Genomic DNA, 14307 nt, shown 5'->3' on the forward strand with positions numbered 1-14307 from the left:
CGCGATGCCTGAAACGAATCGACAGACTCGACGATGCCTGATCACCCAACGTTTTTTGCGGAAACCCGATATGAACAAATGGATGTTTTTCGGTGCCCTGCTGTACCTTGGCCTGAGCGGCTGTGCATCACGCGGTTGCGATGTGTCGACCGTGGGCAGCGGCTGCCGGACGGATTACCTCCTCTATCAGAACGACATGCTCCAGGCGAAATGGATCATCAACGAGCGCAGCCAGGACAGCTACGAGCTGGCGAGTGCTCTGCTCAACCGCGCCGCGCGTGAGGACAAGACCGGTGAAGCCGAGTTTTACCAGGCCGTGTTGCTGCTGCGCCTGAATGCCGAAAGCTCGCAGGTCCGCAGCCTGCTGCAGGATTCAGCCGACCGTAAGTACCCGCTTGCCATTGCCCTGCTCGCGCAAATGTCGGGCTCGGTGGATCAGGAAAAAGCCCGAGCATATCGCGTTAAATACGATGAACTGGACGTCGCCAAGAGCGGATATCCGTCGTTTCCCCAAGCGATCGCGGTGGTCAATAAGCTCATTTCGCCGAACAACTGATCGCAAAGTTCACATTTTCTGCGATGAATCGACCAGCGGTCGATTCATCGCTGCATTCGCCGGTATCCTTGCGAGGCTCTAGCTCGCGGTTCCTATCGGCCCTTCAAGGTTTCGACAGGACACCTACGATCCACTCCTCTGCACCTGAAAAGGAGTGAAGCATGCCTTTTGCTTGCATTGTTTCGCGCTTCCGACATTGCGCCAGTGCTGCGCTTGTCTGTGCGCTGCTGGTAAGCCAGTGCGCCACCGCCCAAGTGATGGAGCGAGAACTGGGCGACTTCAGCCTCAAGCTCGGCACTACACCCAGTCGCACCATGGCCCAGGGCTTGGTTACGCCGACCGCGGGCGACTCGAAATTCCACGGCGGCCTGGACCTGACCCACGACAGCGGGTTCTATTTCGGCCAGTGGTCACCCAACGCCGGCCTGGCGCCAGACACGACCCTGGAAGTCGACTCCTACATGGGCTTCAAGAAGCCGTTCGACAAGACTCTGGGCTATGAACTGGGCGTCATCCGTTACAGCTACCCCAACACCAGCCAGCTCGACAGCCACGAGCTGTACGCCGGTTTTCGCATCTTCGACAGCCGCATCGGCACCGCTGTCAGCACAGACGGGGGTCGTCAGGACAGCACGCTGTTCCTTGACCTCGGCGGCCTGTCGTTGCTGAGTCAAACGTTAGGCGTGGACGTGCGCATGCAGTACGGCAATCACCAACTCGACACGCCGACAGTCATCGATGGCGGCGGCCTGGTCAGTGGCTACAACGACTGGTCGCTCAACCTTTCACGCCCCTGGCTGGGAATGGACATGAACCTGATGTACAGCGGCTCGAGCTTGAGCGGCGCCGACTGCAGCGCCTACAGCGGTCACAACGGCCAGTGCGAAAGCGCGGTTACCCTGAAAGTGGTGCGCTCGTTTTTCTGACAGGCTGAACCGGGGCGACTTGACCGGCTCTATAACTGGGAGGAGAACCCCCAAGGAGCTGTCATGCGTACCCTGTTCAAGACCTGCATTTCGCTGTGGCTAAGCCTGTTCCTCATCGCAGGTTGCAGCCAGATTGGTCTGACGTACCGCCATCTGGACCTGATCATTCCCTGGTCGCTCAATGACTACCTGGACATGAACGCCACCCAGAAAGACTGGCTGGACGAGCGTCTCAAGGAGCACCTGAGCTGGCACTGCACCACGCAGATCCCCGACTACCTGAGCTGGCTCGATCGCTTGCAGGTCATGGTCGAAACCAATCAGGTCAACGAAGAACAACTGCGCGCCCGCACTGCAGAAGCGCGGCAGGCCATCGCCACCATTTCCCGAGAGATCACCCCGTCCGCCGTCGAGCTGTTGCGCCAGCTTAACGATCAACAAGTGGCGGAAATGCAAGCGGCGTTTGCCAAGGACATGGGCAAGCATGAGGCCGATTTCGTCGACCAACCGCTGGACAAACAAATCAAGGATCGCGCTCAGCGCATGGAAAAACGCTTGAATCCCTGGATCGGCAAACTCAATGCGGTGCAGCGCGATCGCGTGATGCAGTGGTCCACGTCCCTGGGTGAGCAGAATCGCCTGTGGATCGACAACCGCGCTCACTGGCAGTCGCTGCTGGTCACGGCGGTCAAGCAACGGCAAGCAGCGGATTTCGATCAGAAGATCGCCCGATTGTTGCAGGATCGCCAGACATTCTGGACACCTGAATACCGTGCGGCGTATGACCACACCGAGCAGGCGGCGATTTCGTTGATTACGGATTTGATGGCACAAAGCTCGCCCGAGCAGCGGCAGAAGTTGCTGGAAAAGATTGCGGATGTGCGGCAGGACTTTACCAATCTGAGCTGCCTGAAAGGCGCGAAGAAGACTTAATCTTTGTAGGAGCGCGTTTGCCCGCGATGATCCTTCTGGCGCCCGACCCGCCCATCGCAGGCCAGCGCGCTCCTACAGGTTAAATGACGCCCGGCGTGGCCTGAGGCTGGGAAGAAACCCTGTCGAATGTTTCCGGATCCAGTGCATCGGTCTGTTGATCCAGCACATCGCGGATACAGGTTTCACCCGATATGCCCCTGTCGATCATCGCCAACAGGCTGGAACCACGCGGGGTGAGAATGAAATTCTCGCCATTGCCGCCTTCTTCTTCTTGCCTGGATTCAATGAATCCGCGCTTGAACAGCAGGGCCTCCAGGTCAGCCGCCTGCATCTTGAGTGTATCCAGATTTCCCGAGCTCTCGCCCTCGGCGGCCTTGGCAGCGGCATGTTCCTCAGCGTACTTGCGCGGTGCAAACGGTTTGTCGGCGCTGTTCTGTACTTCATGCAGCAAACGCTCGATCAAATCCCAGTCGTATTTGTCAGCCATGTCCCAACCTCCACAACGATGGTTACCCGTGACGTCCGGTCATCGGGCTTGGTGCTCAAGAGCTGTGACCCGGTGTATTCAGCGGCGTTCAGCCCGGTCGCCCAGCGGTCGGCGCTGAACTTTTGCAGCGGCCCTGCCCTCCATTCAGTAAGCCCGCAATGGAACAGAGGCCGTCATGAAAACCCTGATGAGCATCACCGCCGCGCTGACGCTGCTCGCGGCCACCCCGATCTGGGCCTGCACGCCCGAAGAAGCGCAAGCCAAACGCGAACAACTGGCGCAGGAAGTGCAAAAACTGACTCAGCAGAATCCGGCGAAAGCCAAGGAACTGAATCAGGAGATCAAGGACATGCAACTGGAAACCGCGGCCAAGGACGTGCCCGACAAATGCCAGTTGATCGATCAGCGTTTGAAAGAGATGGATGAGGCGGCGAAGAAAGCGCAGGGATAACTCTACAAATGCGCGTACTCCCCACGCTGGACGACCCAACGCTGCGATCACCTGTGGGAGCGAATTCATTCTGGGCGGCATTCCGACCAGACATTGGTACATCCGACACATCTCTACCGGCTGAACCATTTTTCGCGAATGAATTCGCTCCCACAGATATTTCCCGGGGAATTACGTCACAAGGCTGACCCTTACTCGGAAACCGGCGGACGGGTCACGCGCTTCTTCAGCGGCGCCAGACCGTCCTGGCTCACCAGCGACTCGGCTTTCGGACGGTTTACCGTCTTGCGCTTGGTCGGGCCTTTGGCGGCCGTTTTCTTCTTGTCGGCGGCTTTTTTGTCTTTGCCGTCGGTCTTTTTCTTCTTCACGCCCACTGCCTTGCCCGAAGCCTTGACCTTCTTCGGACCGGTGTAGGTACCCTTCACTTCCTTGATGGTGCGGCGCTCGAACTTCTGCTTCAGGTAGCGCTCGATGCTCGACATCAGGTTCCAGTCACCGTGGGTGATCAGCGAGATCGCCAGCCCTTCAGCACCTGCACGGCCGGTACGGCCAATGCGGTGAACGTAATCATCGCCGGTGCGCGGCATGTCGAAGTTGATGACCATGTCCAGGCCGTCGACGTCCAGGCCACGGGCAGCCACGTCGGTGGCGACCAGAATCTTCACGCCGCCCTGCTTCAGGCGATCGATCGCCAGCTTGCGGTCTTTCTGATCCTTCTCGCCGTGCAGCACGAAGGTCTTGTATTCCAGCGCCACCAGACGGCCATAAATGCGGTCGGCCATTGCGCGGGTGTTGGTGAAAATGATCGCTTTCTGGTAGGTCTCGTTGGCCAGCAGCCAGTGCAGGACCTGCTCTTTGTGCACGTTGTGGTCAGCGGTGATGATCTGCTGTCGGGTGCCTTCGGCCAGCTCGCTGACGCTGTTGACCTGCAGGTGCTGCGGCTCCTTGAGGACCTTGGCGATCATCTCGCGCAGGCCCGAACCGCCGGTGGTGGCGGAGAACAGCATGGTCTGCTGACGGTTGGCGCATTCGTTGGCCAGGCGCTCGACGTCTTCGGCAAAGCCCATGTCGAGCATGCGGTCGGCTTCGTCCAGGACCAGCAGTTCAACGTGCTTGAGGTCCAGGTTGCCAGCGTTCAGTTGCTCCAGCAGACGACCCGGCGTGCCGATCAGGATGTCTGGCACCTTGCGCAGCATCGCGGCCTGCACCTTGAAATCTTCGCCACCGGTGATCAGACCGGCCTTGATGAACGTGAACTGCGAGAAGCGCTCGACTTCCTTGAGGGTCTGCTGGGCCAGTTCGCGGGTCGGCAGCAGGATCAGGGCGCGAATGTCGACGCGAACCTTGGCCGGGCCGATCAGGCGATTGAGCATCGGTAATACGAAGGCGGCCGTCTTGCCGCTGCCGGTTTGCGCCGTCACCCGCAGATCGCGTCCTTCCAGCGCCAGCGGAATCGCTGCTGTTTGCACAGGCGTAGGCTCGACGAAATTGAGTTCGGCCACGGCTTTGAGCAGGCGTTCGTGCAGGGCGAATTGGGAGAACACGGGTGGTACCTCGGCGGAATGCAAAAAAACAGTCGCATAGGTTACCGGTTTAAGCCGCTTTCGCCGAGTTTCTTTAGCTCAACGGGCCTATTTTGTTACCGGATTTACCCGTTGCTGCGCTGCACATCCCATCGATGCTCTAATCGCGCCCCTTTTTTCTTCAGGAGATCATGTGCCCATGGACACCTCAACACTGGGCCATCGCGCTCAGGAACTCTGGGACCTGCTCGAACACCAGCCCATGCTGCGCACCGGCCTTGGCCTGCTCGTGCTGCTGATCGCGGCACTGGTGCTGGGCCGTCTGATGCGCTTCCTCGTTCTTTACGCCATCAAAGCCCTGGGCCGTCAGCCAGCGCTGTTTTGGCTCAACGACTTTTTGCACAACAAGGTGTTCCACCGCTTGGCGCAGGTCACGCCTTCTGTGGTGATCCAGTTCGGCCTCAACCTGGTGCCTGACCTCAGCCCCACCGCGGCCCATGTGCTGAGCAACATCGCGCTGGCCTTCACCATTCTGTTCCTGATGCTCACCGTCGGCGCCCTGCTCAACGCCATGCTGGACATCTACGCCCGCACCGAACACGCCCGCACTCGCTCAATCAAGGGCTACGTACAGCTGGCAAAAATGATTCTGTATGTGTTCGCGGCCATCATTATCGTCGCCACCCTGATCGACCGCTCGCCGCTGTTGCTGCTCTCGGGTCTGGGCGCGATGTCGGCGGTGATTCTGTTGGTGTACAAGGACACACTGCTGTCCTTCGTCGCCAGCGTTCAGCTGACCAGCAACGACATGCTGCGGGTCGGCGACTGGATCGAAATGCCCCAGGTCGGCGCCGATGGCGATGTGGTGGATATCACGCTGCACACCGTCAAAGTGCAGAACTTCGACAAGACGATTGTTTCGATTCCGACCTGGCGACTGATGTCCGAGTCCTTCAAGAACTGGCGCGGCATGCAGCAGGCTGGCGGGCGACGCATCAAGCGCAGCCTGTTCATCGACGCCAGCGGTGTGCGCTTCGTCGCCGATGCCGAGGAGCAAAAGCTGACGCAAGTGCGTCTGCTCACCGATTACATGGGCCGCAAGAAGGCCGAACTCAACGCCTGGAACGAGGCGCAAGGCAACGTCGCCGAACTCTCGGCCAACCGCCGCCGCATCACCAACCTCGGCACCTTCCGCGCCTACGCACTGGCGTACCTCAAGAGCCATCCCGACGTTCACCCGGACATGACCTGCATGGTCCGCCAGATGGAAGCCACCGCCCAGGGCGTACCACTGGAAATCTACTGCTTCACCCGCACCACCAGCTGGGCCGACTACGAGCGGATTCAGGGGGATATTTTCGATTACCTGCTGGCGGTGTTGCCGGAGTTCGGCCTGAGTTTGTATCAGCAACCGAGTGGGGCGGATATGCGGGTGGGGTTGGCGTCACGGACGATGCCTGCGACGCCGATCTAGCGGGAGACGCTTTCGTAGCAGCACGGCTTGCCGGCGGTGGCATCTTTGGAATCGCCACCGCCGGCAAGCCATGCTGCTACAGAGGCGTTCTGTACACATGCCGCCATCTCCACACGCACAAGCAAAAAGCCCGGCATCCGCCGGGCTTTTGATGTTGGGTACAGCTGCTCAGTACTCAGTAGCGCTGGTACTGCGAGCCGAACGCGCTGCGGTTGTCGGCGACGATTACGGTCTGGGCCGATTGGCTGGCCGGGGCTTTGACGCTGGCTTTATCGTCTACGTGATTGCTAATGGCGGTGGCGTGGATGTGAATCGGCTCAAGGACGATGGTCTGGTGAACGGTCGACGCTTGCGGGCTGGCGAAGGCAGAGGTGGCGGCCAGAACGGTCAGTGCGAAGCCCAGGGCGATTGATTTTTTCATGGGTGGTCTCTCCGGTAAGTAGGGATTGAATCTGTTGGGTGAGACCAATCTATGCCGATTGCCAAAGTATTAAAAAACACCGCTATTTATGCCGGACATCACGCTCGCTGATTATAGAGAACCGCTATCCGCTCAATAAAACCACTCAATACACTTTTGCGAAGACATGAGAAAGCCCAGCATTGGCCGGGCTTCAGAGTGTGCTCAGGTGGGACTGAACTTGACTCGACAGTGCGTACAAATTTACTCGTAACGCTGATAGCTGGAACCGAACTCTTTGCGGTTTTCTGCAACGATCACAGTGCTGGACGATTTGCTGTCGAAAGGTTTGACAGCATCTTTGCTCGCCACTTTGCTGTCCAGGACACTGGCGCTGGAAGCATCGACGATGGCGCGTTGATAAGTTTTTTCAGGGCTGGCAAATGCGGAACCGGCTGCCAGGATCGAAAGTGCAAAGCCGAAAGCGATGGATTTTTTCATGATCTGGATCTCCGAAGTACTTTAGGTTAAGAGCGGTGTTAGTTGGGTAATTCGTTTCGTTGGCGCTAAGTTAACCGCGAGCCCGCCCATTGAAAAACCAAGGCTGGGCATATTCGACATCAGCGTCGATGATGTTAACGACCAAGGCGTCTAGCTCAATGATTTCGGGCTTTACAGGGTCTCGACAACGCAGGGACCGGCCGGTTTGTCTTGAGATTCTCTGAGCGGCGCAGCGCAATTGCCGATCTATCCGACAACAGTTTGTTATGCAGGCAGCGACAATCCAGCCGGTTATAAAAATCAGGCACAACAAAAAGCCCGGCATCGGCCGGGCTTTATCAAGTGCGTTCAGATAAGACTGAGCTTATCCCATTAAAGGCTGCACCCTTATTGGTAACGCTGATAGCTGGAACCGAACTCTTTGCGGTTTTCAGCAACGATCACGGTGCTGGACGATTTGCTGTCGAAAGGTTTGACCGCATCTTTGCTGGCCACTTTGCTATCCAGAACAGTTGCACTGGAAGCATCGACAATGGCGCGTTGGAAAGTTTTCTCAGGGCTGGCAAATGCAGAACCGGCAGCGAGGATGGACAGTGCAAAACCGAAGGCGATGGACTTTTTCATGATTGAGATCTCCGCAGAACTTTAGGTAAGTGGGGTAAGTCGTTTCGTTGGAGCCAATTTATTGGATTGACCCCAACATGAAAAACCACCCGTACAGATACCCAACATCAAGGCCAGTGATGTGATTAAGCGGAGCGTCTAGGCCAATGTTTTCAGCGACTCATATGACCTTGCGCCAAGCCTCTGCGGCTGATCCAGACCGAAGAAACGATCACCAGACCGCCGAAAAACAGCTTGCCCAGGTCCTCGTTCTGGCCCCAGATCAGCAGGTTGATCAGCAGGCCGACCGGCACATGCAGGTTGTTCATCACCGCCAGCGTGCCGCCGTTGACCAGGCAAGCGCCCTTGTTCCACCAATACATGCCCAACGCTGTCGAGCAAAGCCCCAGAAACAGCAGCACAACCCACTGCTGCGGGGCGTCCGGCAGGTGTTGTGCGTTGCCGAACAACAGAAACGCCGGCAGCGCCACTGCCAGCGCGCCGAGGTAGAAATAGCCGAAACGCCGATAGTGCGGCAGGTCGCTCGGATGGCGTGCGACCAGATGCTTGTATAGCACCTGGCCGGCGGCGTAGGTGAAGTTGGCCACTTGCAGCAGCAAGAAGCCGCCGAGGAAGTTCGCGTCGACGTGGTCGTAACGAATGATCACCGCGCCCAGCACCGCGACGATCGCCGCCAGCAATCCCCACGGGTTGAAGCGGCGGTTGAGCGCGTCTTCGATCAGGGTCACGTGCAACGGCGTGAGGATGGTGAACAGCAGTACTTCCGGCACCGTCAGCACGCGGAAGCTCAGATAAAGGCAGACATAGGTGACGCCAAATTGCAGGGCGCCGATCAACAGCATCCCGCGCATGAACGCCGGTTCCACCTGTCGCCAGCGAGTCAGCGGGATGAACACCAGCCCGGCCAACACGACGCGGATCAGCACCGCGAGGTAGCTGTCGACATGGCCCGCCAGATAAACGCCGATCAGACTGAAGGAAAACGCCTGGATCAGTGTGACAAAGAGTAGATAGTCCATGATTGCCCCTGTTTTGAAGGCGGCGACCTTAGCGGTTTCGGAGCAGCAATGTCTATTTCAAGTGGGTATTTTCAGGCGCAATAAAAAGCCCGATGCCCCGCGCTGACAGGCCGGGTCGATCGGGCAATGCACTCAGGAGCGATTCAAGTGCCAAGGGAGAGTCGATGAACGCGAGGATGATCACTCGCCGGCATTAACTGACGATTAAGTGGAAAAGTCCCCGCCCCCCGTGCAGGCCTTCGGCATAAATGAGGCTGCGCGCGCATTAATTGCTGAGGCGTGCAATAGGTTGTGGCTCCAGCGAAGGAATGAGGGGATGAATTCGACGGAGAGGTGATCAATCGCGAAGCAATCGATAAAAAAACGTAAATAATTGATTCTAAATATCTAATTATTTGTTTTATTGGCAGGGCGGCATTAGGCTCGTCTGCCAGCCATTGAGCCTTTATTGAGGCTCGCAGCTGAGCTTGATGCGCAGCTTGACGATCTCGCGGCTGAATTTGACGGTGACGTTGGCGCTGCTCTTCGGCGCGATCTGCACGCGACGTGTACGAGGGGCCTCGGGGCCGTTGTTGAACACGGCGGTGCATTTGGCCGGGACGTCGCCGTAGTTGTTCACGGTGATGTTGCCGATGTCGTAAGCGGTGTCGTGGCTGTTGTAGTCGATTTGCACGCCATTGATGTGTTTCTCCACATCGATGGGGTAGGCGAAGGCGCTCAAGGGCAGCATCGTCAGCAGCACACAACCTAATTTTTTCATGCGGCAGTCTCCAGTAAGGGATGTCAGCTTAGGACAACAGGAGCGAAAGATGAAAGCGCCCCGCGTGACCCTTGATCAATGGCGCACTTTGCAGGCCGTGGTCGATCATGGTGGCTTTGCCCAAGCGGCCGAAGCGCTGCACCGCTCGCAGTCGTCGGTCAGTTACACCGTGGCCAGGATGCAGGATCAGCTCGGCGTGCCTTTGCTGCGCATCGACGGGCGCAAGGCCGTTTTGACCGACGCCGGTGAAGTGCTGCTGCGCCGCTCGCGGCAGCTGGTCAAAAACGCCAGCCAGCTGGAAGACCTCGCCCATCACATGGAACAAGGTTGGGAGGCCGAGGTGCGTCTGGTGGTCGATGCGGCGTACCCCAACGCCCGCCTGGTGCGCGCCCTGACGGCCTTCATGCCGCAGAGTCGCGGCTGTCGCGTGCGCTTGCGTGAAGAAGTGCTGTCCGGTGTGGAAGAGGTACTGCTCGAAGGCGTGGCGGACCTGGCCATCAGTGGCTTCAATATTCCGGGTTATCTGGGCACGGAAATGAGCAGCGTCGAATTCGTCGCCGTCGCTCATCCCGATCACCTCTTGCACCAGATGCAGCGTGAGCTGACCTTTCAGGATCTCGAAAGCCAGTTGCAGGTGGTGATTCGCGACTCCGGCCGCAACCAGCCCCGCGATGTCGGCTGGCTGGGCTCCGAACAACGCTGGACAGTGGGCAGCCTGGCGACGGCGGCAAAATTCGTCAGCAGTGGCCTGGGCTTTGCGTGGCTGCCTCGGCACATGATCGAACGGGAAATCCGCGAGGGCGTGCTCAAACCGCTGCCGCTGGATAAAGGTGGCAGCCGCAACCCGACGTTCTACCTGTATGCGAGCAAGGAAAAACCACTGGGGCCTGCGACGCAGATTCTCATCGAGCTGATCCAGACCTTCGACATCGCGCCGCTGGATGCGGCGTTTGCGGCGCCGCAGCAGGATGTGACATTCGACACTGAACTGTAGGAGCGCGCTTGCCCGCGAAAGCCATTTGTCTGCAGCGGATTTGCTGACTGACACGCCGCCATCGCGGGCAAGCGCGCTCCTACTAAGCTTGCGCGACTCTGACAAGGACGTTACCCATGCCCTACTTCGAACACAACGGCTGCTCCCTGCATTACCAAAAATATGGTCGCGGCGACCCGGTGTTGCTGGTCCACGGGCTGGGCTCGAGCGGCCAGGACTGGGAATATCAGATTCCGGCGCTGGCCGCGAAGTATCGGGTCATCGCCGTCGACGTGCGAGGCCACGGGCGCTCCGACAAGCCCCATGAGCGCTACAGCATCCCCGGCTTCAGCGCCGACATCGAAGCCCTGCTCGATCACCTGCAGCCAGGCCCGGTGCATCTGGTGGGGCTGTCCATGGGCGGCATGATCGGCTTTCAGCTGGCGGTCGATCATCCGCAGCTTCTCAAAAGCCTGACCATCGTCAACAGCGCGCCAGAAGTGAAAATAAAAAACTTCAGCGATGTGCGGCAGTTCGCCAAACGCTGGCTGCTGGCGCGGATGTTCAGCATGGAGGCGATCGGCAAGGCGCTGGGCAAAAATCTGTTCCCCAAGCCCGAACAGGCCGACCTGCGGCACAAGATCGCCAAACGCTGGGCACAGAACGAAAAACGCGCCTATCTTGCCAGTTTCAGCGCGATTGTCGGGTGGGGGGTGCAGGAGGCGTTATCGCGAATTCAATGCCCGACGCTGATCATCACCGCCGACCGGGATTACACGCCCGTGGCGCTGAAACAGGCGTACACCCGGCTCATTCCCGATGCCCGCCTGATCGTCATCGAAGATTCAAGGCACGCCACACCGCTGGATCAACCTGACGCCTTCAATCGCGCCTTGCTGGACTTTCTTGGAAAGTGATCAGCTGCGTGCCTGACACCATCCACCCCTGTCCAAAACCCCGCAAACGTGTTTCCCTTGCCAGCGTTCGCAGTCGAATAACCCTTCAGGACCACTGCCCCATGCTGAAAAAAATCGCCCTCTCTGCCGCCGCCGTTCTGTTCGCTTCCAACCTGATGGCCGCGCCCGCGCCGCATGTCGTGCTGGACACCAGCTTCGGCCAGGTCGAGATCGAGTTGAACCAGGACAAGGCGCCGATCAGTACCGCCAACTTCCTCAAGTACGTGGACAGCAATTTCTACTCCAACACCATTTTCCACCGCGTGATCCCAGGCTTCATGGTCCAGGGCGGCGGTTTCACCCCGCAGATGGTGCAAAAGCCGACCAACGATCCGATCAAGAACGAAGCGGACAACGGCCTGCATAACGTACGCGGCACCCTCGCCATGGCCCGCACATCCGACGTGAACTCGGCCACCAGCCAGTTCTTCATCAACGTCGTCGACAACGCCATGCTCGACCACGGCGCCCGCGACTACGGCTATGCGGTGTTCGGCAAGGTGGTGAAGGGCATGGACGTCGTCGACCAGATCGTCAACGTGCAGACCGGCAACAAGCAAGGCATGCAGAACGTGCCGCTGGACCCGATTCTGATCAAGTCGGCCAAACGCGTGAACTAAGCTGTCTGTGGTGCGCGAAAGCCGGGCATTTGCCCGGCTTTTTCATTTCTGAAGGACCGCTCAAATGAAAAACCGTGAGCAATCACCTCTTGGTGTGGTCTGATCCGGGGACGCACCCAAATCCCCCAAAAGGAGAGCCCGCTCTACCGTGGGCGTCATAGCCAATGCTCTATCGTCGTTTCGAAAAGCTGATCGACATCTTCCGCGATGCCCCGACCGCCGCCCCGCCCAATCAGGTCGTGTCGTTCTACGTCTATTACCTCAAGCAGGTCTGGCCGAGCTTTGTGGCGCTGCTGGTCGTGGGCCTGATCGGTGCGCTGATCGAGGTGTCGCTGTTCAACTACCTGAGCCGCATCATCGATCTGGCGCAAGGTGCGCCCAATCCGAACTTCTTCAGCGACCACGCGTACGAGCTGGCCTGGATGGTGATCGTAGCGCTGGTGCTGCGACCGGTGTTCGTGCTCCTGCATGACCTGCTGGTGCACCAGACCATCGGCCCCGGCATGACCAGCCTGATCAACTGGCAGAACCACAGCTATGTCCTCAAACAGAGCGTGAATTTCTTCCAGAGCGACTTCGCCGGCCGCATCGCTCAGCGCATCGTGCAGACCGGTAACGCGTTGCGTGACTCCGCCGTGCAGGCCGTGGACGCCATGTGGCACGTGCTCATTTATTCGATCGGCGCGCTGGTGCTGTTCGCCGAGGCCGATTGGCACCTGATGATTCCGCTGATCTGCTGGATCATCGCCTTCACCCTGTCGCTCTGGTGGTTCGTGCCTCGGGTCAAGGCCCGCTCAGTGGTGTCGTCGCAAGCACGCTCCAAGCTGATGGGGCGCATCGTCGACGGCTACACCAACATCACCACGCTCAAGCTTTTTGCCCACACCAACTCCGAGCAGCAATACGCGCGCGAAGCGATCAGCGAGCAGACCGAGAAGACGCAACTGGCCGGTCGCGTGATCACCGAAATGGACACCGTGATCACCACCCTGAACGGCATCCTGATCGTCTGGACCACCGGTCTTGCGCTGTGGCTGTGGACGCAGTCGCTGATCTCGGTGGGTGCGATTGCCCTGGCCACGGGCCTGGTGATTCGTATCGTCAACATGTCCGGCTGGATCATGTGGGTGGTCAACGGCATCTTTGAAAACATCGGCATGGTGCAGGACGGTCTGCAGAGCATTTCCCAGCCGGTGGGTGTCGCGGACCGTGCCGCAGCGCCGACGCTCAACATCAGCCGTGGCGAAGTGAAATTCGAGCACCTGAACTTCCAGTACGGCCCCGGCAAAGGGGTGATCAAGTCGCTGAACCTGGACATCAAGCCGGGTGAAAAAATTGGCTTGATCGGCCCGTCCGGCGCAGGCAAATCGACCTTGGTGAACCTGCTGCTGCGCCTGTACGACGTGCAGGGCGGACGCATCACCATTGATGATCAGGACATCGCCCATGTGTCGCAGGAAAGCCTGCGTTCGCACATCGGCATGATCACCCAGGACACCTCCCTGCTGCACCGTTCGATCCGTGAAAACCTGCAATACGGCAAGCCCAATGCCACCGACGCCGAGCTGTGGGAAGCCATGCGCAAGGCCCGTGCAGACGGGTTCATTCCACAGCTGTCTGACGCCGAGGGGCGCACCGGGCTGGATGCTCATGTGGGGGAACGCGGCGTCAAGCTCTCGGGCGGTCAGCGTCAGCGCATCGCGATCACCCGCGTGCTGCTCAAGGATGCGCCGATCCTGATCATGGACGAAGCGACCTCAGCGCTGGACTCGGAAGTCGAAGCGGCCATTCAGGAAAGCCTGGAAACCCTGATGCAAGGCAAGACGGTCATCGCCATCGCCCACCGCCTGTCGACCATCGCCAAGATGGACCGATTGATCGTGCTGGAAAACGGGCAGATCGTCGAAGACGGCACTCACGCCGAGCTGCTGGCGCGCAAAGGTCTGTATGCGCGGCTATGGGCGCATCAAACCGGTGGGTTTGTCGGCGTAGAGGAGTTCCCGGTGGCGCCGCAGACGTTGTAGCAACACTGGACCTGCGGGAGCGAATTCATTCGCGAGAGGTCGGTACAGACGGTCCATATCTATCGTCTGCACCACCCATC

Annotated in this window: 16 protein-coding genes; 9 read left to right on the forward strand and 7 right to left on the reverse strand. The window is 58.9% G+C overall.

Annotated elements, in window-relative coordinates; all coding sequences use genetic code 11:
- The first annotated feature begins 70 nt into the window (after nucleotides 1-70).
- The 3 genes from AC07V9_RS00985 to AC07V9_RS00995 all read left to right on the forward strand — a co-directional run bounded on the left by AC07V9_RS00985 (nucleotide 71) and on the right by AC07V9_RS00995 (nucleotide 2415).
- A complete protein-coding gene (locus tag AC07V9_RS00985) occupies nucleotides 71-556 on the forward strand; it encodes a hypothetical protein (protein WP_495013829.1) in 486 nt (161 codons plus the stop codon).
- A gap of 161 nt (nucleotides 557-717) precedes the next feature.
- The gene (locus AC07V9_RS00990) at nucleotides 718-1482 is read left to right on the forward strand and encodes a TorF family putative porin (RefSeq protein WP_495013830.1); all 765 of its coding nucleotides are present in this window, start codon (nucleotides 718-720) and stop codon (nucleotides 1480-1482) included.
- Nucleotides 1483-1545: 63 nt separating this feature from the next.
- Nucleotides 1546-2415 (forward strand): DUF6279 family lipoprotein, encoded by an 870-nt coding sequence (locus tag AC07V9_RS00995; protein ID WP_495013831.1) that lies wholly within the window; start codon nucleotides 1546-1548, stop codon nucleotides 2413-2415.
- A 79-nt stretch (nucleotides 2416-2494) separates the two neighbouring features.
- On the opposite strand, the gene AC07V9_RS01000 is transcribed toward AC07V9_RS00995, so the two are convergent.
- Complete coding sequence (locus AC07V9_RS01000; protein WP_495013832.1) at nucleotides 2495-2902, reverse strand: transcriptional regulator; 408 nt, start codon at nucleotides 2900-2902, stop codon at nucleotides 2495-2497.
- 175 nt (nucleotides 2903-3077) lie between these two features.
- Here AC07V9_RS01000 and AC07V9_RS01005 point away from each other — a divergent pair, with 175 nt between their 5' ends.
- A complete protein-coding gene (locus AC07V9_RS01005) occupies nucleotides 3078-3353 on the forward strand; it encodes a hypothetical protein (protein WP_495013833.1) in 276 nt (91 codons plus the stop codon).
- A 191-nt stretch (nucleotides 3354-3544) separates the two neighbouring features.
- Here AC07V9_RS01005 and AC07V9_RS01010 read toward each other — a convergent pair whose 3' ends face one another.
- The gene (locus AC07V9_RS01010; RefSeq protein WP_495013834.1) at nucleotides 3545-4897 is read right to left on the reverse strand and encodes a DEAD/DEAH box helicase; all 1353 of its coding nucleotides are present in this window, start codon (nucleotides 4895-4897) and stop codon (nucleotides 3545-3547) included.
- 178 nt (nucleotides 4898-5075) lie between these two features.
- On the opposite strand from AC07V9_RS01010, the gene AC07V9_RS01015 reads away from it, so the two are divergent.
- Entirely contained in the window at nucleotides 5076-6350 is a 1275-nt protein-coding gene (locus tag AC07V9_RS01015; protein WP_495013835.1) for a mechanosensitive ion channel family protein, read from the forward strand.
- Between the two features lie 175 nt (nucleotides 6351-6525).
- Here AC07V9_RS01015 and AC07V9_RS01020 read toward each other — a convergent pair whose 3' ends face one another.
- From AC07V9_RS01020 to AC07V9_RS01040, 5 genes are all read right to left on the reverse strand, one after another.
- Nucleotides 6526-6771, reverse strand: a complete 246-nt coding sequence (locus AC07V9_RS01020; protein WP_495013836.1) for a hypothetical protein — start codon at nucleotides 6769-6771, stop codon at nucleotides 6526-6528.
- A gap of 243 nt (nucleotides 6772-7014) precedes the next feature.
- Nucleotides 7015-7251 (reverse strand): hypothetical protein, encoded by a 237-nt coding sequence (locus AC07V9_RS01025; RefSeq protein WP_495013837.1) that lies wholly within the window; start codon nucleotides 7249-7251, stop codon nucleotides 7015-7017.
- A 387-nt stretch (nucleotides 7252-7638) separates the two neighbouring features.
- Nucleotides 7639-7875 carry a hypothetical protein gene (locus AC07V9_RS01030; RefSeq protein WP_495013838.1) on the reverse strand — a complete coding sequence of 79 codons (237 nt, stop codon included), beginning with the start codon at nucleotides 7873-7875 and terminating at the stop codon, nucleotides 7639-7641.
- Between the two features lie 152 nt (nucleotides 7876-8027).
- Complete coding sequence (locus tag AC07V9_RS01035) at nucleotides 8028-8894, reverse strand: carboxylate/amino acid/amine transporter (protein WP_495013839.1); 867 nt, start codon at nucleotides 8892-8894, stop codon at nucleotides 8028-8030.
- 445 nt (nucleotides 8895-9339) lie between these two features.
- A complete protein-coding gene (locus tag AC07V9_RS01040; RefSeq protein WP_495013840.1) occupies nucleotides 9340-9654 on the reverse strand; it encodes a 3-phosphoglycerate kinase in 315 nt (104 codons plus the stop codon).
- A 49-nt stretch (nucleotides 9655-9703) separates the two neighbouring features.
- Between AC07V9_RS01040 and AC07V9_RS01045 the strand changes: the two genes are divergently transcribed.
- The 4 genes from AC07V9_RS01045 to AC07V9_RS01060 all read left to right on the forward strand — a co-directional run bounded on the left by AC07V9_RS01045 (nucleotide 9704) and on the right by AC07V9_RS01060 (nucleotide 14227).
- Nucleotides 9704-10648, forward strand: coding sequence for a LysR family transcriptional regulator (locus tag AC07V9_RS01045; RefSeq protein ID WP_495013841.1), 945 nt, complete (start codon nucleotides 9704-9706; stop codon nucleotides 10646-10648).
- A 116-nt stretch (nucleotides 10649-10764) separates the two neighbouring features.
- Nucleotides 10765-11544: an alpha/beta fold hydrolase gene (locus tag AC07V9_RS01050; RefSeq protein ID WP_495013842.1), complete on the forward strand. Its 780-nt coding sequence runs from the start codon at nucleotides 10765-10767 to the stop codon at nucleotides 11542-11544.
- 101 nt (nucleotides 11545-11645) lie between these two features.
- A complete protein-coding gene (locus tag AC07V9_RS01055) occupies nucleotides 11646-12203 on the forward strand; it encodes a peptidylprolyl isomerase (RefSeq protein ID WP_495013843.1) in 558 nt (185 codons plus the stop codon).
- A 164-nt stretch (nucleotides 12204-12367) separates the two neighbouring features.
- Complete coding sequence (locus tag AC07V9_RS01060; RefSeq protein ID WP_495013844.1) at nucleotides 12368-14227, forward strand: ABC transporter ATP-binding protein; 1860 nt, start codon at nucleotides 12368-12370, stop codon at nucleotides 14225-14227.
- Nucleotides 14228-14307 lie beyond the last annotated feature (80 nt).

Source organism: Pseudomonas sp. GW821-FHT02A11 (genome assembly GCF_059421985.1).